General features: G+C 62.2%; 19 protein-coding genes, 4 pseudogenes and 1 other annotated feature. Of the genes and pseudogenes, 9 read left to right on the forward strand and 14 right to left on the reverse strand.

Translation table 11 applies throughout. From position 1 onward, the window contains the following. Positions 1 to 166: 166 nt before the first annotated feature. On the forward strand, positions 167 to 1,381 hold the full coding sequence (locus BVG12_RS30390; RefSeq protein WP_075795661.1) for a tyrosine-type recombinase/integrase: 1,215 nt from the start codon (positions 167 to 169) through the stop codon (positions 1,379 to 1,381). Positions 1,382 to 1,533: 152 nt separating this feature from the next. On the opposite strand, the gene BVG12_RS30395 is transcribed toward BVG12_RS30390, so the two are convergent. From BVG12_RS30395 to rdgC, 12 genes are all read right to left on the reverse strand, one after another. After that, a complete protein-coding gene (locus tag BVG12_RS30395; RefSeq protein ID WP_075795662.1) occupies positions 1,534 to 1,896 on the reverse strand; it encodes a hypothetical protein in 363 nt (120 codons plus the stop codon). Further along, a complete protein-coding gene (locus BVG12_RS30400) occupies positions 1,886 to 2,590 on the reverse strand; it encodes a phiTE_015 family protein (protein WP_075795663.1) in 705 nt (234 codons plus the stop codon). Before BVG12_RS30400 ends, BVG12_RS30395 begins: the two co-directional genes overlap by 11 nt. Continuing rightward, a complete protein-coding gene (locus BVG12_RS34350; protein ID WP_156895775.1) occupies positions 2,583 to 3,065 on the reverse strand; it encodes a hypothetical protein in 483 nt (160 codons plus the stop codon). The genes BVG12_RS30400 and BVG12_RS34350 overlap by 8 nt, the downstream gene beginning before the upstream one ends. A 562-nt stretch (positions 3,066 to 3,627) precedes the next feature. Then, on the reverse strand, positions 3,628 to 3,933 hold the full coding sequence (locus tag BVG12_RS30405) for a hypothetical protein (RefSeq protein ID WP_075795664.1): 306 nt from the start codon (positions 3,931 to 3,933) through the stop codon (positions 3,628 to 3,630). Then, positions 3,930 to 4,115 (reverse strand): hypothetical protein, encoded by a 186-nt coding sequence (locus tag BVG12_RS30410; RefSeq protein ID WP_075795665.1) that lies wholly within the window; start codon positions 4,113 to 4,115, stop codon positions 3,930 to 3,932. The genes BVG12_RS30405 and BVG12_RS30410 overlap by 4 nt, the downstream gene beginning before the upstream one ends. Continuing rightward, the gene (locus BVG12_RS30415) at positions 4,115 to 5,125 is read right to left on the reverse strand and encodes a DUF551 domain-containing protein (RefSeq protein ID WP_083685527.1); all 1,011 of its coding nucleotides are present in this window, start codon (positions 5,123 to 5,125) and stop codon (positions 4,115 to 4,117) included. Before BVG12_RS30415 ends, BVG12_RS30410 begins: the two co-directional genes overlap by 1 nt. Further along, on the reverse strand, positions 5,122 to 6,504 hold the full coding sequence (locus tag BVG12_RS30420) for an RNA-directed DNA polymerase (RefSeq protein ID WP_083685864.1): 1,383 nt from the start codon (positions 6,502 to 6,504) through the stop codon (positions 5,122 to 5,124). The genes BVG12_RS30415 and BVG12_RS30420 overlap by 4 nt, the downstream gene beginning before the upstream one ends. Positions 6,505 to 6,515: 11 nt before the next feature. Next, positions 6,516 to 6,869 (reverse strand): four helix bundle protein, encoded by a 354-nt coding sequence (locus BVG12_RS30425; RefSeq protein WP_075795668.1) that lies wholly within the window; start codon positions 6,867 to 6,869, stop codon positions 6,516 to 6,518. Between the two features lie 19 nt (positions 6,870 to 6,888). Next, positions 6,889 to 7,347 carry a hypothetical protein gene (locus BVG12_RS30430; RefSeq protein WP_075795669.1) on the reverse strand — a complete coding sequence of 153 codons (459 nt, stop codon included), beginning with the start codon at positions 7,345 to 7,347 and terminating at the stop codon, positions 6,889 to 6,891. A gap of 27 nt (positions 7,348 to 7,374) precedes the next feature. Beyond that, the gene (locus BVG12_RS30435) at positions 7,375 to 7,983 is read right to left on the reverse strand and encodes an Lcl C-terminal domain-containing protein (protein ID WP_075795670.1); all 609 of its coding nucleotides are present in this window, start codon (positions 7,981 to 7,983) and stop codon (positions 7,375 to 7,377) included. Between the two features lie 14 nt (positions 7,984 to 7,997). Then, positions 7,998 to 8,177 (reverse strand): hypothetical protein, encoded by a 180-nt coding sequence (locus tag BVG12_RS34355; RefSeq protein ID WP_156895776.1) that lies wholly within the window; start codon positions 8,175 to 8,177, stop codon positions 7,998 to 8,000. Further along, on the reverse strand, positions 8,174 to 8,815 hold the full coding sequence (gene rdgC / locus BVG12_RS35915) for a recombination-associated protein RdgC (RefSeq protein ID WP_083685529.1): 642 nt from the start codon (positions 8,813 to 8,815) through the stop codon (positions 8,174 to 8,176). Before rdgC ends, BVG12_RS34355 begins: the two co-directional genes overlap by 4 nt. Between rdgC and istA the strand changes: the two genes are divergently transcribed. The 8 genes and pseudogenes from istA (at position 8,742) to BVG12_RS36030 (ending at position 17,807) form a co-directional block, all read left to right on the forward strand. Beyond that, positions 8,742 to 10,271 carry an IS21 family transposase gene (gene istA / locus BVG12_RS30445; RefSeq protein WP_075791334.1) on the forward strand — a complete coding sequence of 510 codons (1,530 nt, stop codon included), beginning with the start codon at positions 8,742 to 8,744 and terminating at the stop codon, positions 10,269 to 10,271. The genes rdgC and istA overlap by 74 nt on opposite strands. A gap of 91 nt (positions 10,272 to 10,362) precedes the next feature. Next, positions 10,363 to 11,115: pseudogene (istB, locus tag BVG12_RS30450) on the forward strand (IS21-like element helper ATPase IstB). Positions 11,116 to 11,192: 77 nt separating this feature from the next. Beyond that, entirely contained in the window at positions 11,193 to 13,718 is a 2,526-nt protein-coding gene (locus BVG12_RS30455) for a chemotaxis protein CheW (protein ID WP_075795672.1), read from the forward strand. Between the two features lie 427 nt (positions 13,719 to 14,145). Next, positions 14,146 to 14,340: pseudogene (locus BVG12_RS30460) on the forward strand (IS5/IS1182 family transposase); the annotation flags it as partial. 160 nt (positions 14,341 to 14,500) lie between these two features. Beyond that, complete coding sequence (locus tag BVG12_RS30465; protein ID WP_075795673.1) at positions 14,501 to 16,720, forward strand: GAF domain-containing sensor histidine kinase; 2,220 nt, start codon at positions 14,501 to 14,503, stop codon at positions 16,718 to 16,720. 47 nt (positions 16,721 to 16,767) lie between these two features. Continuing rightward, positions 16,768 to 17,087, forward strand: a pseudogene (locus tag BVG12_RS36020) (transposase); the annotation flags it as partial. Further along, positions 17,048 to 17,164 (forward strand) — a sequence feature (AL1L pseudoknot). (Overlaps the previous pseudogene by 40 nt.) Then, positions 17,149 to 17,337: pseudogene (locus BVG12_RS36025) on the forward strand (hypothetical protein); the annotation flags it as partial. It overlaps the preceding feature by 16 nt. 197 nt (positions 17,338 to 17,534) lie before the next feature. After that, positions 17,535 to 17,807 carry a DDE-type integrase/transposase/recombinase gene (locus BVG12_RS36030; protein ID WP_502519691.1) on the forward strand — a complete coding sequence of 91 codons (273 nt, stop codon included), beginning with the start codon at positions 17,535 to 17,537 and terminating at the stop codon, positions 17,805 to 17,807. Between the two features lie 42 nt (positions 17,808 to 17,849). Here the strand turns inward: BVG12_RS36030 and BVG12_RS30475 are convergent, their stop codons facing one another. Then, the gene (locus BVG12_RS30475; RefSeq protein ID WP_075795674.1) at positions 17,850 to 18,875 is read right to left on the reverse strand and encodes a porin; all 1,026 of its coding nucleotides are present in this window, start codon (positions 18,873 to 18,875) and stop codon (positions 17,850 to 17,852) included. 26 nt (positions 18,876 to 18,901) lie between these two features. Beyond that, a complete protein-coding gene (locus tag BVG12_RS30480) occupies positions 18,902 to 20,341 on the reverse strand; it encodes an MFS transporter (protein ID WP_075795675.1) in 1,440 nt (479 codons plus the stop codon). Positions 20,342 to 20,378 lie beyond the last annotated feature (37 nt).

Raw genomic sequence — 20,378 nt, forward strand, 5'->3', positions numbered from 1 at the left:
AAAATGTTTACACAGCAACGAACGTAACCACACGAAACCCTTGTAGAATCAACGTTCTACGAGGGTTTTTTGTTTTCCGAAGCCCTCAAACCCAACAGTACAACACCGTGTCACACAGAGCTTGTGTAGGCAGTGGTGTAGGTACGAAACCGGTTGTGGAGGGACGATGCCTACAAATACCCTGACGGACCGTCAGTGCAAGAATGAAGTGGCGGGAGACAAGCCAAAGAAGCTGTTTGACGGCGGCGGCCTGCATCTCTACGTGTCGACGACCGGCTCGAAGACCTGGCGGCTCGCGTATCGCATCGACGGCCGGCCGCAAACGATGAGCTTCGGCGCCTATCCGGCGGTAACTCTGGCGGCTGCTCGGGCGCGGCGTGATGAGGTCAAGGCGATCCTGGCCGAAGGCGGCGATCCGATGGCGCCGCGGCGTGTTCAGCGCGCGGGCCTGACGCTCGAGCAGGCGTCGGCGGAATTCTGGGCAGGGCGGCGCGACATCTCGGAAAGCTACCGGACGAACGCCAAGCGCGCGATCGACATGCACCTCGTTCCCATCCTCGGCAACCGGAACATCGGGAGCATTGAGCGGCAAGACCTGATGGATGCACTGCAGGTCATGAACGCTGCGGGCCTCGCTGTCTACGTGCGCAAGGTGCGCATGTGGATCGGGCAAGTGTTCGAATGGGCAGTCGAGAACGGTCACGCCAAGATCAACCCAGCAGCGCTGATCAATCCTCGCAACGCGTTCGCACGGGCCAAGGTCGAGCACTTCGCCTCGGTGGACCTGACCGAGGTTCCGGAGATGATGCAGCGGATCGCACTGGAGGACTCCGTGCAAAGCGTGCTGGCCTTCCGCCTGCTCGCGCTGACGTGGGTGAGGACTGGTGAGCTCAGGGCGATGCGGTTCAGCGAAATCGATGGTTCGACGTGGCGCATCCCGAAGGATCGCATGAAGAAGAACCGCGACCATCTGGTGCCGTTGTCGCGTCAGGCGGTGGACTTGCTCAAGGAACTGAAGGCGCGGTCAAGGGGAGGGGAGTTCGTATTCCCGGCAGAGCACCGCGACGACCGGCCCATGTCCGAGAATGCGATTCTCGCGCTGCTTGCGCGGATCGGCTATCGCGGTCGGATGACAGGGCACGGCTGGCGCACAATCGCCAGCACCTGGGCGAATGAGAACGGCTACAACCGCGACGCCATCGAGCGACAGCTTGCTCACGCGCCCGACGACAAGATCCGCGCGGCGTATAACCGCGCGGAGTACCTGCCGGAGCGCACGAAGATGCTGCAGGATTGGGCCGATTTTCTCGACTCATGTGAGCAGGTTGATGCCGGCCGCGCGCAAGGTGGACACGCGCCAACCCTTCGTGCGGTGGGATAGCGCGACATCGGGCTCAGGCAGCTTCCCGTCCCTCATCCAGCGGCGCACCGTCTCGCTCGAAACGGCTGCCGCCGCCTGGAGCTCTCGACGCCACACGACGCGGTCCGGCGTGTCGGTGTCATCGGGTGTACTTTGTTCTTGCTTGACGAGTTTCATTTTTCCTCCGTTTGATTCGTATCTGCCGCTGGCGCCGCAGCGATCATGGCGGACCAGCACAGCTTTGCCCGGTGCGCCGCTTTCTCGCAGCCCGTCATTTCCTTGTACGCGTCCCATTCCTCGGGTTTGCTGAAGAACGGATCTGGCCACGATTCGAAGCCTTGCGTGACCATGTCCAGGGTCGGCTCGATCGGCACAAGCTTCATCCCGGGCGGCACTCGCCATGCGTCGATGTGGGCGATGAGGGCGCGGGTCTTCGGCATCCCGAGCTGCTCGCATTCTGGGGCTAACTTTTTGAGCAAGCAGATGAACTCTGGATCATCTCCGATGCTCTCCCGCGGTTTCAGTTCATCCGACATTGGTATCTCCTTTCTTGGGCTGCTGTTCGCTGGACAGCGGCGGTGCGGCGTAGAGCGGCCATACTGGATTAGACGTCATCGGCGCGCACCTCGTGTGGATGCGCGAGCTGTAGACCATTCCCAAGACCACCTCGTGCACTGGCCGGCCTCGGGCGCTCGGCTCAGCCTCAAGCCACGCTACCGGCTGGCTCTGGCGTGCGAGCTGGGCGCGCAGGTCATCTAGCTCATCCAGTACGGCGCCAGGAATCATTGTTTTGTCCAACGTTGGATCGCGTTCCTGCCACGTCTTCACGCCCTGCGAAGCTTGTGGCGAGATATGCGCGCGCGGTCCAAATGCAGTATCCATGCGGGTTTCGGCGGTTTCGACGTCCGTTTTTGTCGATTTTGCGCGCGCCCGGCGATCAGCCGCTACTGCGTCGCGGGCGACGGCGCGGGCAAACCGCACATAACGACCAACCATGCCGCCGCTTTCGGTGCTGTTCCAAAGCGCGATGACTCGGCTTTCGCTCAACTCCGGCAGTCCGTCCTCACCTATGGATGCGGACGGAGTGCGGCGGGCGGCTTGCCAAGCGTCCCATCCATCCCGTGCCGTTCCATGCCGGTACTCGCCGAAGCTGTTGCGGTCGACGATCCAATTCTGCAAGCTTGCCCACGCCTCAAACGCAGCGCGCTCGGTATCGATGTTCTCAGCCATTGGTCGGTCCTTTCTCATTCGCAGCATGGGCTACTGGCTTGGGTGCGAGAGCAGCACGGGCGCATTCCCGGCCGTAGGCGCGAACATCGTCGCGATGAATGTATTCGCCCGAGCCGATCCCGAGCGGCAGCGGCGGCAACTCCATCTCTCCAGCAGGGCGAGAAGAAAGAGCAGCACGACCAGCCCATGTGTCGATGTATTCAACGAGCCTGTTTTGGGCCTCAGTCAACTTGTCAGCAGCCAGGAAAGCATCTCCTCCACACGCCGTGTCTAACACCTTGCACGCCTCAAACGTGGCATCAAGAAGGGTATGGAACTGCGCATAGTCACCGATACTTCCCCTTGCCTCGCGCTCGTCCACCTTGACTGTCGGGGCGGTGCTGGGCGATGGAGGAGTGGCGCGGCCGCAGACAGCGCAAGGATTGTTCGTGCCGGCCGGCTTACCTTCGCACGCGACGCAGTAAAGTTCAGTCATTCCCCACCTCCTATCTCGTTATGAGCGGGCTCTGCCACCTGGACGCCGAAACGTTTGGCTCCGATTTCAGCGGCAGCGCGCGGGCGCTGGTTTCGCCGTTGCTGGGACGGCGTCGCCCAGCGGCAATTCCCAGGCTCATAATTTCCATTGTTGTCGATGCGGTCGAGCGTCAATCCGCGAGGCCTTAACCCCATATCTGTAACGAAGTTCGAAAAGTCGTCCCATCGTTCGCAGACAGAAATACCCCGGCCACCATAATTCTTGAAGTCTGGGCGATGTTTATTCCCGCAACGCGCGAGCATATTCGACCAGCAAACATAAGTGGACGAACCAGAAAGACCATGTGACACCGTATCTTTCACCTTGCGCTGCGCGTCGAGACAGCCGCAACTTTTCGTCTTCCCGCTTTTCAGCTCGCAAGCGGCCACAGTCTTTTCTGCTCCGCATTCGCAACGACAAATCCAGTACACTCGCCTCACTCTCGAGATGTCTCGTCTCACAACAGAGAGACGGTGAAAGACTTTGCCAGTCAGGTCCTCAGCAACAGCTCCTCGAACTCCTTTCACATACGGCATTGAGCCTCCCCAATGCTTGCCGCAGCGAGGACGATGGCGCGGCGGGTGGCCGCGTATGGGTCATCGGCATTCATTTCATCGCAGCGCACATCACCATCGATGCTGACAGCTATGCATCCACAACCGTAATTTTGCAGTGTGATACTTAGCTTTACCGCCAGCCGCAGCGCATCGCCGTCGTCGTCCAGTGGCACCCAAGGAACCAGATCGCCGTTCTCGTACGTGTACGCCAGTGCCAGTGCTTCCAGCTTGTCCAGGTCAAGCGGCTGTGCTGCGGTGGTGGAATTTGTCACGAAAAGTTCTCCGTATCGAAAATCATGATCTCGCCATAGTTTGAGATAGGCACGCGGACAGCCGCGCCGTATGCTTCGTCATGCTCGTCCCACTGCGCCAAACATTCAGCGTCCGAACCGTCGCCGCCCTTGAGGATAGGGATGAGCACGTCACCCCGTTGGATTATTGCGATGTAGGCCATCAGTCGCCTCCCTTCTCGCCCTGTGCGCTTGCCGGGACTGCTGGAAGCGGCATCCAGTGCGTCACGATGCCCTCGGTGACATAGCAGCTCGAATATTCGCCCCAGTTGTCGATGCATTCCAGCCATCCAGCCTTGATGTAGAACGTGTCGTCGTCTTCGTTATAATCGGTCTCGCAGTCGTCGTCGGTCGCCTCTATCTGGAACTTGTGCGCATACTTGGCTCGGATCATTCGTTGCTTGCCACGCGGCGTCATATAGACAGCCAAGCACTCTTTTGCAGGCAGGCGTTCGTCGACGCTGATCCACTGGTGCGGCGCCTCTGCGCCTGCTGCTTCCTTGGTGGCGAGATTTCGGATTTCTTCTGCAAGTTCCTCCATTTCGCAGACCCATTCCCCGCCGTCGCCCGGATATTCCGTAGCTCCGGTGGTGTGGTCGTAGCTACCATGCTCATTGACATAGGCATCCACCTTCGTTTCGATCAGCTTCGCCGCCTCTTCCAGCGCAGTGCGACGAATCTCTGCCGCAGTCTGTTCGCTTACTGCGGCCTGTGTCGCTACTACGCCAGCATGTGTGCCGAGAAGGCGCTCGACTTCGGCGAATTTGACGTAGTCGCCTTGAATGTCTTCGCCCATTTCGTACTGGCTGACAGGCTCGTACCGCGTCAGTCCTTCTATCCCTGCCGCTGCGGGAGCGGGCGATACTGTCGGCGCCGCAGACTCAATGACTGGATTTGCGCCCATGAAGCCGAGAAGGTGCATGGCACACGAGCGGATCGTCTCTTGGAATTGATCGAGCTGCGCCTCCGACACGCCTGCGTAATGTTCGTGGCTGATGCACAGAACGCGACGGCCTTCAGCTTCGACCGTCACCGACCACGTCTCGGCAATGCCCAGGGCGTTGAATCTAGGCGCGTCGCTCCAGTCAACGGCCCTACCCGGGTGCTTGTCATCGACGCGGCGCGCCGGCTTGCTATCATTCATGTCAGTATCCCGTCGAGGTTGGTTGTTCATTTCGCTTTCCGATACGCTTTGGTGAATGTTTTGTTGACGGCATGCCCACGGCGCAGGATGGTCAGCGCCGCCCGCGCTCGATCGGCATGGCTGCTATTTGCCTGACGCAGCAGTCCGAAATAACTGTTCGCTGCGGCGAATAGGTTGCCTGCATCCATCGTGCTCAGCCGTGCAACTGCCTGGCCGACCGTACGGCGCCGGGTCCTTGTGTGCCAAGGCTTGATCACATGGCCGACAAAATCAACGCCGCGCGCTACGGGCTGCAGAATTGTCTTCGTCGGATTCAAGCGCGCGCCGAGCCGCGCCGGCAGGAATGCGTCGATGCTCGTCAACGCCGCGTTCAGCCACTGCGGCGACTCGTGCAGCAGCACAAAGTCGTCGACGTAGCGCACGTAGTGCCGCGCGCGGACCTGGTGCTTTACATGCTGGTCCAACGCGTCGAGATAGATGTTGGCGAAAAACTGCGACGACAGGTTCCCGATGGGAAGGCCCAGGTGGGCGGCCTGCGATGCCAACTGCTTGTGCGGCGGCACCAGATCAAGCAGACGCGGATCGCCGCGCAGTTCGAAATCTTCGCGTGGATCATGGAACAGGATCACGCCGGCCAACCACAGCCACCACGGCTCGGTGACGCGCGCGGCGATCTGCTCCCACAGCACGTTCTTGTCGATCGAGACGAAGAAGTTCGCCAAGTCGCACTTCAAGTACCAGACCGGCCGACTCCAGTTCTCGGATGCGCTGCGAACCTTTGCCTCGAGGCGACGCGCGGCGCATAGCGTTCCACGCCCAGGAATGCACGCACAGGTATCGCTGATGAACGAAGCGTAGAAGCGCGGCGCGATGCGGTTATACAGCAGGTGATGCACGATGCGATCGCGAAAGTCAGCCGCCCACACTTCGCGCGGCTTGGGTCGCGTGATCACGAAGCAGATCGACCGCCCCGGGCGATAACTGCCCTCGATCAGTTCATCTCGCAGGAGCGCGAGATTGCTCTCCTGGCTCTGCTCGAATGCCGCAGCGCTGGCGGAATTACGCTTGGTATGGCGGCAGTCCAGGTAGGCTTGTACAAGTTCGGCTAAAGAAAAGTCAGCATGGTGGCGACCGGGATAATCTGCGGACGGCGCGGGCGCGCAACTCGGCCGACTTGTTGTTGTTGTTCTGGTTGCCGTTGTTGAAGTTCTGGTTCCAGGCATATTCATCGTTGGAAGCGTGCTGCGTTTATTCGTGCTATCTACGTCGCCCCGCCGAAGGTCGCATTGACCGATCAGTGGGGAAACTGCGCCAGACGGGCCCGAACTATGTCGGGCTGTTTCTGTGATGCGCATGGCGGTGGCCTTTTGAGCCAGCGGCACGACCAGATTAAAAAATCGCTCAGTCATGGGAGCCTTGACTACCGTGAAGCGGGCGATGCGGAACGGCGCCAACCACTTGCCTGCTTGCCGATGCTGGTCGTAAGTTCGACCGCGGCGGCGTACTGCTTCGTCGAGATCAGGCGCTTATCGCGCGAGAGACGAATCAGCAGTTCTGCCACCTGCAGGCGCTCGACGAGATCCTGCAGGTGCGCCGCTTTGTCCCGGGCCACATTGGCCCGGTAGATCAAGGTCACGATCTCGACAACTTCGTCCCGGACCTTCCCTCCGATCGATGCCTTGAAATCCCGAGGCATGTTCTTGGCGAGGTCCGTAACGACGTCGAGAAGGTCATATGCGACCTTGTAGATCGGCAGCTGGGTGTGGAGTGCCATGCTGAAAAAAATGATTAAATTATTGAATCGTTAATCTGCGGACGGCGCGGGCGCGCAACTCGGCCGACTTGTAGTAGTAGTTCTGGTAGCCGTAGTAGAAGTACTGGGTCCAGGCAAAAGCATCGCAGGAAGCGTGCTGCTCCCCGGACCAGTAGTAGCGCTCTTCGAACTGGCTTTTCAGGTTGGCGAACAAGAGCGCCTGCTCGCGCCGCGTCGGTAGCTCGCCACCTGCTTTGGCCGCGAATTCCTTTGCTTGATCCCACGTCACATCGTCGACGTCGCCGGGCAGCAGGATCAGATGGTGCGAAGGCGCTCCATCGTCGCCGAGAATGATTCCCGCGTAGTGTTCGCCCGGCTGCAGTTCGATCTGGATGCCCGTGACGGCGACGATTCGCGGCGCCTGAGCCTTGAATGCGGCGATCATGTTGCTGACGTTCTGGTGTGCGGCTTCGATTTCTTCGAGGGTAATGCTGCTCATCAGTGACTCCGAAAAATGGATGAATGATTAAATTGCGAATCTGCGGACGGCGCGGGCGCGCAACTCGGCCGACTTGTAGTTGTAGCTCTGGTTGCCGTAGTTGAAGTACTGGTACCAGGCATAAGCATCGTCGGAAGCGTGCTGCGTGCTCGACCAGTACCATTCGTTGACGAACGCCTGTGCGCCGCCTTCGACGAAATCCGGCGCCGCGGTCTGCGCCGGCAGGCCCGCGGTGTAGGCGTGGGTTGGCGGCACGGCCGATGCGTTCACGCCGGACCGGCCGTACAGGGAGTTCGTGCGCGCGGTTGGCTTCAGGTTGCGATAAATGATCTCCAACTCGTCCTGGCTCGGGATGTACCAGTCCGCGTGGCCGCCGATATTCAGGCCCAGCGCCCATTCCGCCAGTTCGCTGCCAGCCGCCGCCATCGCCTTCGTGTTCTGCATACCATCGCAATAGCTGTCGGCGCCTTCTGCGCGGTCTTCGGAGTCGAGCCAAGCGGCATCATTGCGCTCGCCTTCGTCCTTCGGCGCGACGATCAACGCATACGGCCCGCCAGCGATCATGATGCGACCGGCGTAGAAGCCTCCTTCGAGCGGAGCGCCCAGCGCGGCAGGAATTTCGTTTTGGTGGTTCATGATTTCTCCTTGTTTTACTTCGGTTCGTCGTTGGTCTTGGGTTTCACGGTTTCGCCGCTGTTGATCGCATCTAGGTCTTCGTAGTAGCGGCGCGATCCTCGATTCGTTCGGTAGGCTTGCATCGCCTTGCGGTCTTCCGGGGTGAGTCCCTGTGCGCTCTCACCAAAGTTGCGGCGGATACGGCGCTTTCTCATGCCTTGGCCTCGCCGCCGAGCGCCTCGACGAGGTCCGTCAGCATCCGGTTGTACTCGCCCGTCATCAGGGCGAAGTCGTTGTCGAAGCGCTCGACGTCGCTGCAAGGGGGCCCGTCGTTTTCCTTGATGACGTCCAGCGGCTTGACGCTCTTGATCGACAGGCCGTCCGTCAGGACGAACGAGATTCGGCTGTTCCAAGTCATGGCAAGGCGCACGCACTGTTTGCCGCGGGCGATGTGGTCACGCATTTCGCCGACTTCGAGCGTGTGACGTTTGTAGCCAACCTGGGCCTTGCTTTCGCCAGTCGCGCGCAGCGTCGCGTCTTGGTCGATCATGAAGTTGAAGGGTGCTTTGCGTATTCCAGACCAAACTGGACACCCATTCCACGGCAAACTGGACACTGATTCCGCGGCAAACTGGACACCCGTTCCAGCGCAAACTGGACACTGATTCCGCTCCAAACTGGACAGTTTGAAGCGGGCCGAAGGGGCTGGCGGCAAGGGATAACTGTGGCACTCTCGCGGATTTTTCCGGGAGGGTTGCTTGACCAACAAAAGGTTATCCATGCGCAAAATCCATGAAGTCCTGCGGCTGCATTTCGAGCACGGCCGCTCCAAGCGGGAGATCGCCCGCATCATCAACGCCTCGCCGACCACCGTGTCGGACTACCTGGCCCGCGCCAAGGTGGCAGGCTTGCCGTATCCGATGCCGGCGGATCTTGACGACGCCGCGCTTGAGTGGCGGCTGTTTCCGCCGAGCGAGCCATCGTCAGTGAAGCGTCCGGCGCCGAACTGGCTGACGGTGCACAACGAGCTGCGCCGCAAGGGCGTCACGCTCGAGCTGCTGTGGCAGGAGTACAAGGTCGAGCAGGCCGACGGCCTGCAGTACAGCGCCTTCTGCGACCACTACCGCCGCTGGCGCCAGCAGCTGACGCTGTCGATGCGCCAGACCCACACGCCGGGCGAACGGCTGTTCGTCGACTATGCCGGCCAGACCGTCGGCGTCACCGACGGCGCCACCGGCGAAATCCGCGACGCGCAGATCTTTGTCGCCGTACTGGGCGCGTCGAACTACACCTATCTCGAAGCCACCTGGAGCCAGCAGCTGCCTGACTGGATTGGCAGCCACGTGCGCGCGCTCGAGTTCTTCGGCGGCTGCACGGAGCTGTGGGTACCGGACAACCTGCGCAGCGGCGTGACCAAGGCGTCGCGCTACGAGCCGGACCTCAACCCGACCTACCACGACCTGGCGGAGCACTACGGCGTGGCCGTGCTGCCGGCACGTGCCCGACGTCCGAAAGATAAAGCGAAGGTCGAGAACGGCGTGCTGGTGATCACCCGTTGGGTGCTGGCGCGGCTGCGCCACCAGCGCTTCTTCAGCCTCAACGAGCTCAATCGCGCACTGCGGACCCTGCTGGCCGATGTGAACCAGCGGCCCTTCAAGAAGCTGCCGGGCTGCCGCGCCAGCGCCTTTGCGGAGATGGACCAGCCGGCCCTGCGTCCGCTGCCGCAACGGCGCTACGAGTACGCCGAATGGAAGGTGGCCCGGGTGGGCATCGACTATCACGTCGAGATCGACGGGCACTACTACTCGGTACCATGCCAGCACGCGCGCGCCCAGGTGGACGTGCGCGTCACCAAGATGACCGTCGAAATCTTCCAGCGCGGCCAGCGCATCGCCAGCCACGCCTACTGCACCGTCAAGGGCCGCCATACGACGATCGACGCGCACATGCCCGCGGCGCACCGTGAAGTCGCCGGCTGGAACGCCACCACGCTGACGACGCGGGCCGCTGCGATCGGGCCGCGTTGCGCGGTGCTGGTTGAGCGGCTGCTGCATCAGCGGCGTCATCCCCAGCAGGCTTACCGCAGCTGCCTCGGCGTGCTGTCGTTGGGCCAGCGATATGGCGTCGAACGCCTGGAGGCGGCCTGCGCCCACGCCCTCAAGCACGGTGCGGTGAGCTGGAAGAGCGTGCAGGCCATCCTCAAGAACGGACTCGACCAGCAACCGCAGGGCGTGCAGCGCACGCTCGACTTGCCCGAGCACGAGAACCTGCGCGGCGCCGCCTACTACCAATCGCATCAGCTGCACTGACATCGCGAATAAACGATATAAACAATTTATGCATTGAACGCGGAAGCTGCGCCCCCCCCGGGCGCGCTCTGCAACCATGAAAGGACGTACCATGTTGCATCATCCCACCCACGACAAACTGACGCGCCTGAAGCTGTTTGGAATGGCGCGCGCCTTTGCCGAGCAGAGCGCACTGGACCTGGACCATCTGACTTTCGAAGAGCGTCTCGGCCTGCTGGTAGACCATGAAGTGACCGAGCGCGACGGGAAGGCACTGGCCCTGCGCCTACAGCGCGCCAGGCTCAAACCCAACACAGCCGCCGAGGACATCGACTACCGCCACCCGCGTGGCCTCGACAAGGCGCTGTTTCAGCGCTTGCTGGCCGGGCAATGGCTGACTGACAGGCAGAACGTGCTGCTGACCGGCCCCACCGGCGTGGGCAAGACCTGGCTCGCATGCGCGCTGGCACACTAGGCCTGCCGCCAGGGCTACAGCGCGTACTACGTGCGCTTGCCGCGCCTGCTCGACGAACTGGGCATTGGCCGTGCCGACGGGCGCTATGGCAAGCTGCTCAAGCAACTGGCCAGGATCGACACGCTCGTGATCGACGACTGGGGCCTGGCTGTGCTCGACGATGCCCACCGGCGCGACCTGCTGGAAGTGCTCGACGACCGCCACGGAACCCGCTCGACCATCGTGACCAGCCAGCTGCCCATCGAGCACTGGCATCCCGCCATCGGCGACCCGACCCTGGCCGACGCCATCCTTGACCGGCTCGTCCACAACGCCCACCAGCTCAACTTGAAAGGAGATTCCCTGCGAAAAAAACGGGCCAATTTGACAAGACCAGCTCATCAGGAGTAAAACCCGAACCTCGACCCCGTGCCGTCACGCCCCGAGTGTCCAGTTTGGCCTGGAACAGGTGTCCAGTTTGCGCTGGAATGCGTGTCCAGTTTGCGGCGGAACGGGTGTCCAGTTTCGGCGGAATACGCAACGAAGCCCGCACGCTGCTGCCGACCATGGCCGCGACGCGCGCCGGTTTCCAGCGCCTGGAGCAGGAACTGGTCGGCAGCCTGGTACAGGAAAAGGTCGGCAACGTGCTGGCTGGCATTGCGACCCAAGCCCAATACGCGATCGATCTTGTCGTGCGCAATCTATACGAGCGGACAGCCGATATCGGCTTTCTTGCCACCGACAGGGAACTCTGCTCGTTCGCGGCCGGGCAGGCGGATGACGTGCATGCCGTGCGGCGCCGCCTGCGCGCCTACCGCAGCAAGTACACCGTGTACGACGACATCCTGATCCTCGATACGCACGGGCGCATGCTGGCGCGTATTGACGAGACTCATCCGCTCGCCATCAGCAGCGATGCCCTGGTCGCGCAGTCGCTGGCGAGCCCGCATTATGTCGAGACCTTCCGCGCCAGCGACTTGCGGCCGGATAAGACCCGGGCACTGATCTACTCGCGCCGGATGCTGCATCCCGACAGCGGCGTTCCGATCGGCGTGTTGTGCTTGTGCTTCAACTTCGAGGAAGAGATGGCGGGCATCTTCCGCTCCCTGGCCGACGAAGACGGGCGTACGCTGCTACTGCTGCTCGATGGCGACGGGCGTGTGATCGCGAGTGCCGATCCGGACTGGGTGCGCGAGGACAGTCGCGTTCCGCTCAACCTGGACGGCGAGGCTCGCTTGTTATTGCACTGCGGCCGTGAATACTTGGTGTCCACCCAGCCGGCCGCCGGATACCAGGGCTACAAGGGACCGCCCGGCTGGCACGGGCAGGTGATGACGCCGGTCGACGTGGCGTTCCGGCGTCGGCCACGCGCGGTGCTCGACCACATACCGGCGGCCGTGGCCGAGGGTTTGCTGACTCACGCGCGCTCGTTCTGCCCGCCGTTGTTCGATATCATCACCGCGGCCGACACGGTGCGGCGCGTGGTCTGGAACGGCCAAGTCGCCACGGCCGGCTGCGTGGGTGATGTGCACAAGCTCAAGACGGTGCTCGCCCAGGTCGGCGAGACAGGTGCGCGCAGCAACGAATTGTTCGGCCAGTCGATCGGCGACCTATACGAGACGGCACTCGCCTCGCACTTGCGCGACGCCGAATCCGTAGCGCGCCTGCTGGTCGACCTGCTGGACCGCAACCTGTATGAGCGCTCGGACGATTGCCGGTGGTGGGCACTGACACCCGAACTGCGCCACGCTCTGACCGAGCCCGAGCAGGACTTCGAGACGCGCGAGCACCTGGGCGAGATCCTCGACTACATCAATGGCTTGTACACGGTGTACACCCGGCTGTTCGTCTACGACAGCCAGGGCCGCATCCTTGTCTCGAGCAGCCGCGATGGCGCGGCCAGCATGGCCGGCGAGCGCATCGACGAGGACACGCTTGCCGCGGTCCTGGCGCTGCGCGGCGAGCAGCAGTATCACGTGACGCCGTTCCGTCCCGATCCACTGTACGATGGACGGCCGACCTACGTCTACCACGCGGCGATCCGCGATCCGGGCATGGACGCCGGCGGCGTGGTCGGCGGTATCGGCATCGTATTCGACGCCGAGGCCGAATTCAGCGCGATGCTGAAGGGGGCCCTGGGCGACACGGACAACGCAAGCGCACTGTTCGTCGACCGCGGCGGCCGGGTCATCGCCAGCACCGACCGCACGCGCCCCGTCGGAGCGCGAATCGAACTCGATCCGCAGTTGCTGGCACTGGACAACGGCCGGCACGCGTCGCGCGTCGTCGAGCACGACGGCCAGTACGCGGTGATGGCCTGCTGCGCCTCGAGCGGTTACCGCGAGTTCAAGGTCAGCGACGGCTACCGCGACGACGTGCTCGCCCTTGTGTTCCTGACGTTCGGTGCGGTGTGTCCGCGTCAGGGCGGCGCCAGGCGCACAGTGACAGGCCCGGCACTCCTGCGCACCGAAGCCCATGGCGGCACGCCCGACACGGCGGGCGAATTCGCTACCTTCGTCGTCGACGGTACGCTGTTCGCCGTGCCGGCCGCCAGCGTACTCGAGGCGCGTAGCGCCTCGGAGATCTCGCCGGTATCGATGGGAGGACGGCGCGAGCGCATGGGCGTGATCGCGGCCCGTGCCGATGGCGACGGGGACCGCTTCGTCTGGGTATTCGACCTTGGCTGCCTGATGCGCGGCACGCCGTCCACGATCGGCCAGGCCAGCCAGGCCATCGTGCTACGCCACGGTAGCGCCGTGATGGCGATCCTGGCGGACGACCTGGACAGCATGCTCAGTTTTCATCCGTCGCACATCATGCCGTCCCCGGTCGCCGGTGGTGCCGACGGCCTGCTGGTCAAGCAAGTCGTGCGTGCCAACGGGGGCGGGCTGATCGTGCAAATACTCGACGTAATACAGCTGTTCACTTGCATCGAGGACCCGAGCCTACCGACCATCTTGCCGATCGACGTCCCATCGGTCGGTGTCCTGGCGGAGGCCGTCACGGCCACCTGATCCGGACGACGCGGGGAGGCAGCCGCTACCGCGCGGTCTTGTGCCCCGCGTCGTGTTGCCACTGAAACGGCCAAGTTGCCGTTTGCATCTGGTGAAAGTTCGGGGTTGAAGGAGATACCCATGGCTTCCGTTAAGAAAACACGTTCCGGCACGTCCAGCTCCGGGTCAAGAACAAGTTATTACCCAAGGTTTTTCGGGAGACATTCGACACGCACGAGCAGTCGATACAGTACGGCGAACAACTGCGGTCGGAAATCGGGGGCACGGGCCGTCCAACACAGCTGATTTGAGATGCCAGGACCCTAGTCCGACCGAAAGCAGCAACGCGCGAGACCCAGCCGGCGGTCGATCGGACTGGCTTTTACGCACAAAAGTGGATTGTTGAGTGTCTTTCCAGGCAGGCCGAGACCGCGACTCCGGCCTGGACGCCAAGCGCCGTCTTGGGCAGAAGATCTGGAAGAAGTGGACCGGCTATCATCGGCGCAGCGTTGTCGAGACCAAGAAGCGTTGCTTCAAGCTGCTCGGTGAACGCGTCATGGCGCGTGACTTCGACCGGCAAGTCGCCGAGTTGCAGGTACGCGCCGCCATCCTTAACCGCTTCACCCGGTTGGCACACCCATAATTATCGCCATGCCGTAAATCCGCCCGGGGTTTGGAGTATTACGTGCTCAGCTGATTAGTGCACAAAGCCCAGTTGCAGCCAGAATTCAGGAGCCACATGGTACGATTTGCAGGCTGTGCATGCATATTCTTGCCGAGACTCCTCTTCCGACCGATCGCTAATGTCATCAACTCCGGCTTCTGAAATTAACCTGTCCTTCGACCAGTTGAAGGTTTTCCGACAGGCGGCGCTTATCCTTACTTCATCACAAGACCTCGATGAGGCGCTGAACAACACAATTGCGGCTTGCCTTCCAGCCCTGGGCGATTTCGGTTTTTTCGATGTGGCCCTGCAGAATGGGGTGCGTCGCACGGCACGCGCCCATCAGGATCCGGCACTCGAGCAGCAGCTCAAGGTATCGCGCTGGCAGCACAACGGGCGCTCGGACATCAATCTCTGTGCTTTGTCCAGCGGCATGCCCGTACTCCACGAGAACACCGATGACGACTGGTTCGCCCACGCCTTCCCAGGCATATCGCGAACGCTGCAGTTTCGCTCGATGCTATCGGTCCCGGTCGTTCATGGCGAGGACCTGATCGGCTCCTTGACTCTGTTCATGGCAGGTTCAGGTCGGAATCATGGCGCTGCCGACTTGAACTTCGCGACTGAAATCTCCGCGCTGGCGGCACCGGTGGTCGCCAAAGCACGCATGATCGCGCAGCAGCGCGCCACTGAAATCGCGTTGCGCACGAGCGAACAGCGCTTTCAGCTTGCCTTACGGATGGGAGGCATGGGCGCTTGGCAGTGGGATGTCTTGAGCAATACAGTGCATTGGTGGCCAGGCATGGCCGAACTTCATGGCCTGTCACCAGGTACACAGTTGCAAGGTGTCGAGGATTACCTGGATCTGGTGCATCCGGACGACCGTACTGCGACCGCTGTTTCGATGAGCGACGACGCCATTCTGAGCACGGGAAAAGCACTCGAATACCGCATACTCTGGCCCGACGGGAGCGTGCGTTGGCTGGAGACCCGCTGGCAAAACGTCCACAGCGACGACGGCGAGTGGCTGTCCAGATCCGGTATTTGCGTCGATATCACGCAACGCATGCTGACCGAACAGAAACTGCGCTTCGTCGCCCGCGTCAGTGCCGAGTTGGCCGAACTAGTCGAGCATGAAGAGACACTGAAACGCGTTGCGCACCTGGCCGTTCCCGACTTTGCCGACTGGTGCGCGGTCGACCTGCTGGGCGACACCGACAAACTGATACGGGTTGCAGTCGCCCATGCGGATCCGGCAAAGGTCAGGCTCGCCTACGACCTGCATGAACGCTATCCTCCGGACCCTGCATCGGACAGCGGCACGTGGCATGTCATTCGCAGCGGCAAGTCTGTCTTGATGGCAGAAATTTCCGATGAAACATTGGCAAAATCCATCGGTGATCCGACCTACCTTCAGATTCTGCGCGACCTCGAACTGCGTTCGTACATCGGTGTGCCCTTGGTCGCACGCGGCAGGACTATCGGTGTCCTCACATTCATTTTTGCAGAGAGCCGTCGAAGGTACAACGAGACCGACGTTGAGTTGGCCGAAGAGATCGGACGTCGTGCCGGGGTAGCTATCGACAATTCCATGCTGTATCGGACCCTGCAGGAAAACGACCGCCACAAGGACGAGTTCCTTGCCATGCTCAGCCATGAGCTGAGGAACCCGCTGGCGCCGATCTCCACCGCTGCCGAAATGCTGAGGATGATTGGTCATGACGATCCCAAGGTCATGAGGGCCAGCGACGTGATTGCACGACAAGTCAAGCACCTGAATGCGCTCGTGAGTGATTTGCTGGACGTGTCTCGCGTCACCAGAGGGTTGGTGAAACTTAGCAAGGAGGTGGTCGACCTGAAGTGCATTGTCGAAAACGCGATCGAACAATGCCGGCCACTACTTGATTCGAAAAAACACGTATTCACGTTGCAGGTCGAGGTTGGGCAAGCGTGGATACTGGGCGATCAGAATCGCCTGGTGCAGGTCGTCGTGAATCTCTTGAACAACGCGGCAAAGTACACGCCCGAGGCAGGCAAGATCACCCTGTCACTACGTACCGCCGGCCATCAGGCCTGGATCGAGGTCAAGGATAATGGCATAGGCATCGAAAAGGAATTTCTGCCGCACGTGTTTAATTTGTTCACGCAGGCCGCGCGAAGCCTCGACCGGGCGCAGGGCGGCCTTGGCATCGGCCTTGCGCTCGTCAAGACCATCATCGGCTTGCATGGTGGCGAAATCGTTGTGTGTAGCGCTGGTGCTAACGCAGGCAGCACGTTCACGGTGTCGCTGCCTTTGTGCGACAACCGCGGCGCGGAGGCCGTTGCGCCAGCATACGTGTCCTCAGCTGAACAGGTCTGAACCGCCCCGGATTTTGTAGAGGCTCCATTGTTCGAGAAAATGGAGCTATGAAGAAGCAACCCAAGTATTCCCCTGAAGCCATCAAGCGCGCGCAGTGCGTATGGTCAGCGAGGCTGCCAGCAAGTACAGCTCGCAGTGGGCAGCGATCGAATCAATCGCATCCAAGATCGGCTGCACACCTGAAACGCTTCGTCGCCGGGTACGGCAGCAAGAGCGTGATACTGGCCAGCGTCCAGGGCCGACTACTGCCGAGGAAGAGCGCATCAAGGCTCTGGAACGGGGAGTGCGTGAGCTACGAAAGGCAAACGAGATCCTGCGTCTGGCGAGTGCGTTTTTCGCCCAGGCGGAGCTCGACCGCCGCTTCAAGCCGTGAGGACGTTCATCGACCAGTACCGCCAGCCTACGGCGTCGAGCCGATCTGCAGGGTGATGCAGGGTCGCGCCGTCCGGCTATGGCGCTACGCGGCGCAACAGAGTAACCCGGCGTTGCGTTGTGCACGAGCCCAGCGCGACGACGTGCTGAGCGTCGACATTGAGCGGGTCTGGCAGGCGAACCTGCAGGTCTATGGCGCCGACAAAGTGTGGCGTCAGCTGCGACGAGAGGGAACCGATGTGGCCCGCTGCACGGTGGAGCGCTTGATGCGCAAGGGTGGCCTGCGTGGCGTGGTGCGCGGCAAGGTCGTACGCACTACCGTCGCTGATACGGCAGCCCCATGCCCGCTCGACCGGGTCAACCGTCAATTCAAAGCTCAGCGGCCGAACCAACTGTGGGTCAGCGATTTCACGTACGTTTCGACCTGGCAGGCTTCGTGTACGTGGCCTTCGTCATCGACGTCTTCGCCCGCCGTATCGTTGGCTGGCGCGTCAGCAGCTCGATGCGGACCGACTTCGTACTCGACGCCCTGGAACAGGCCTTGTATGCGCGTCAGCCGGAACGAAACGCCTTGGTCCATCACAGCGACAGGGGGTCGCAATACGTATCGATAAGACACAGCGAGCGTCTGGCAGAAGCCGGCATTGAGCCGTCTGTGGGCAGCAAGGGCGACAGCTACGACAACGCATTGGCCGAGATTATCAACGGGCTCTAACGGCATTGCGTCGCCCTCACTCTTCTCCGCGGCGCGGTTCAGTCAGAAAACGTGGCGAATTCCAAGCGCGTTCGTAGCCCCATACCCTGCGCTGGTTTTCTTGTCACCCGTGTGGATGAGATAGACGTCCGTTCGTTTGGACAGCCGATAATCGTACCCGAGCGACGTCGTGCGGCGTTGCGTGGCCGCGCCATGTGCCGGCGTCAGCCGCGTGCGGGCACTTTCCAGCAGGATCGCGCCGCGTGCGCCAACGGGGATCGACAACCCGGCGTCGAGCAGTCGCGACGTGTTACCGCCGTCGATGCTCGCGTGGCCGGCGTTGCCGTAGAGCTTGACTAGCCCGGAGTCGTAGGCAACGCCCGCCATCCAGGCCTTCTGTTCCACCGGCAGCGGCGTGAGGACGCTGACGCGCAGCCGCTGCGCGCTGACGGCCGCGCTCCAGGGGCCGCTGTTGTAGTCGGCATGCACGCTCAGGTTGGCCACTCCGGCCCGGCCGGCTTGCTCACCCGGCCCGTAGTCGATGCTGCCGCGCAGGCCGCCGAAGCGCGGCGTCGTGTAGCGGATGACGTTGTTCCACACGGTGTCTCCGATGATGTTGCCGCCGTAGGCCGCGACGAACGTTTGCAGGGCAAGGGGTGAAAAGACCACCGACGTGCCGAACGGACTCAGCTGCAGCATCGACTGGTACATCGGATTCGTCTGCCGGCCCAGTGTCAGCCTGCCAAAGTCACCTTCGACTCCAACCCAGGCATTGCGCGACCAGAACGGGTCCGTCGCGTTGCGGCCTTGCTCGCCCGTGTCCGGGCGGTAGAAACTCTCCAGCGACCAGATGACACGGTTGCCTGATCCGAGCTCCTCGCTGCCGCGAAAGCCGAGGAAGGACGTCGTCAGGCCGCCACCGTTCAGCTGGGTAATGGCCTGTGGATCGCCGCTGCGCTTCACGCTGCCCAGGTAGGTGCCGATCAGGCCATACACTTCGACGGACGATTGGGCGGCCGCGTTCGCGCACAGTAGGCATGCAAGAGTCCCTGCCGCGGCCAGCGCGGCTTTGTTGTTTTCGATTGTCATGGTGTCTCCGTACGGGGTGGGGCGCCTCAGGGCGAGATTTCTTCGAGCGAGCGGTTGGTGGTTTCGATCATGCCCAGCGCGGCGACGAGGCCGACGACGGTCATCGCGGCAAACATGAGGAACACGGTGTTGATGCCGTCCTTCGCCAGCACGAGGCCGACGAGGGCGGGTGCCGTTGCCGATGCGGCACGCAGCCACGAGGTGGCGAGACCGGTGCCGATGGCGCGGATGCGGGTCGGATAAATCTCCGGCGTGTACAGGTACAGCATCACGGTCGTCGTGCCCATCACGGCGTAGGCGGCCGAACCGAGGATCATCACGTGGGTGGCGCTGTCGGTGCCGATCGTGACGAGGCCGAGCAGCAGCAGGCCCGCGAGTATGAAGCTGCCGATGGCCCAGCGGCGGCGCCCCGTGCGGTCGATGACGAGCGCGCAGCAGACGACGGCGCAGGTGCTCAGCACGTTCGACAGCGATGCCATGTGCAACGCCTCCTGCAGCGGCAGGTGATACACGGTCTTGTAGAGGCTCGGCAGCCAGTTGTTGATGCCGTTGGCGACGAAATACGCGCTGGCCCACAGGGCCCACACGACGAACGTGCGGGTGCGGTAGACCGACGAGAACAACTCCTTCCACGAGCCCTTGCGCTTGCCTTGCAGCGCGCGGGCCAGTTCCGCGGTGCGGGCCGCGCAGGCGTCGGCTTGCGTGGCCGGATCGAGGTGGCGTCCGTCGCTGGAAGCCTCGACGGAAGCGATGATGCGCTCCGCCTCCGCATAGCGTCCGCGGCCGATCAGCCAGCGGGGCGATTCCGGCAAACGGAACACGAGCAGGCAGATCGCCAGGCCGGGAATGCCGCCGAGCAGGAACATGGTTTCCCAGCCGAAGCGAGGCACGATGAAGGCGCCGATCTGCGCAGCGCCTAGCAGGCCGATCGGGAAGATCAGTTCGTATAGCAGGAAGAAGCGCCCGCGGCCCTTCGCCTGCGACAGCTCGTTGATATACGTCGCCGCCACGGGCACTTCGCCGCCGACGCCGATGCCCTGGATGAAGCGGGCCAGGAACAGCATGTTGAAATTGCCGGCCAGCGCGCAGCCGAGGCTCATGATGGACATCAGCCCGATCGTGATGCCCGCGCTGCGGGTCCGTCCGATGCGCTCGGCGAGCCAGCCGAAGAACAGCGCGCCGACGACCTGGCCCAGGTAGCCGGACGCGATCAGCAGGCCGACCTGTCCGGGCGTGATTTTCCACAGCCCGATGAGGACCGGAAGAACGAACGCGAGCGACAACGCGTCGAACGCGTCGAAGAAGGTGGCGCTGCCCATGATGACCCTGGCCTTCGTATGCCAGCGGGACATGTGGACGTTCTCCAGGCGGAACAGCAGCGGAGCGGCTTGTCCGATGTTCTGTTCACGCTGGGGAGGAGGCGCGAACTTGTGCTCGGGCGTGGCTCTCTGGTTTGCGATGCTCATGTTGTCTCCGTGATTATTGGGTGTGGTGCCGTCTGGG

Origin of the sequence: Massilia putida (assembly GCF_001941825.1) — a bacterium.
GTDB classification, from domain to species: Bacteria; Pseudomonadota; Gammaproteobacteria; order Burkholderiales; family Burkholderiaceae_D; genus Telluria; species Telluria putida.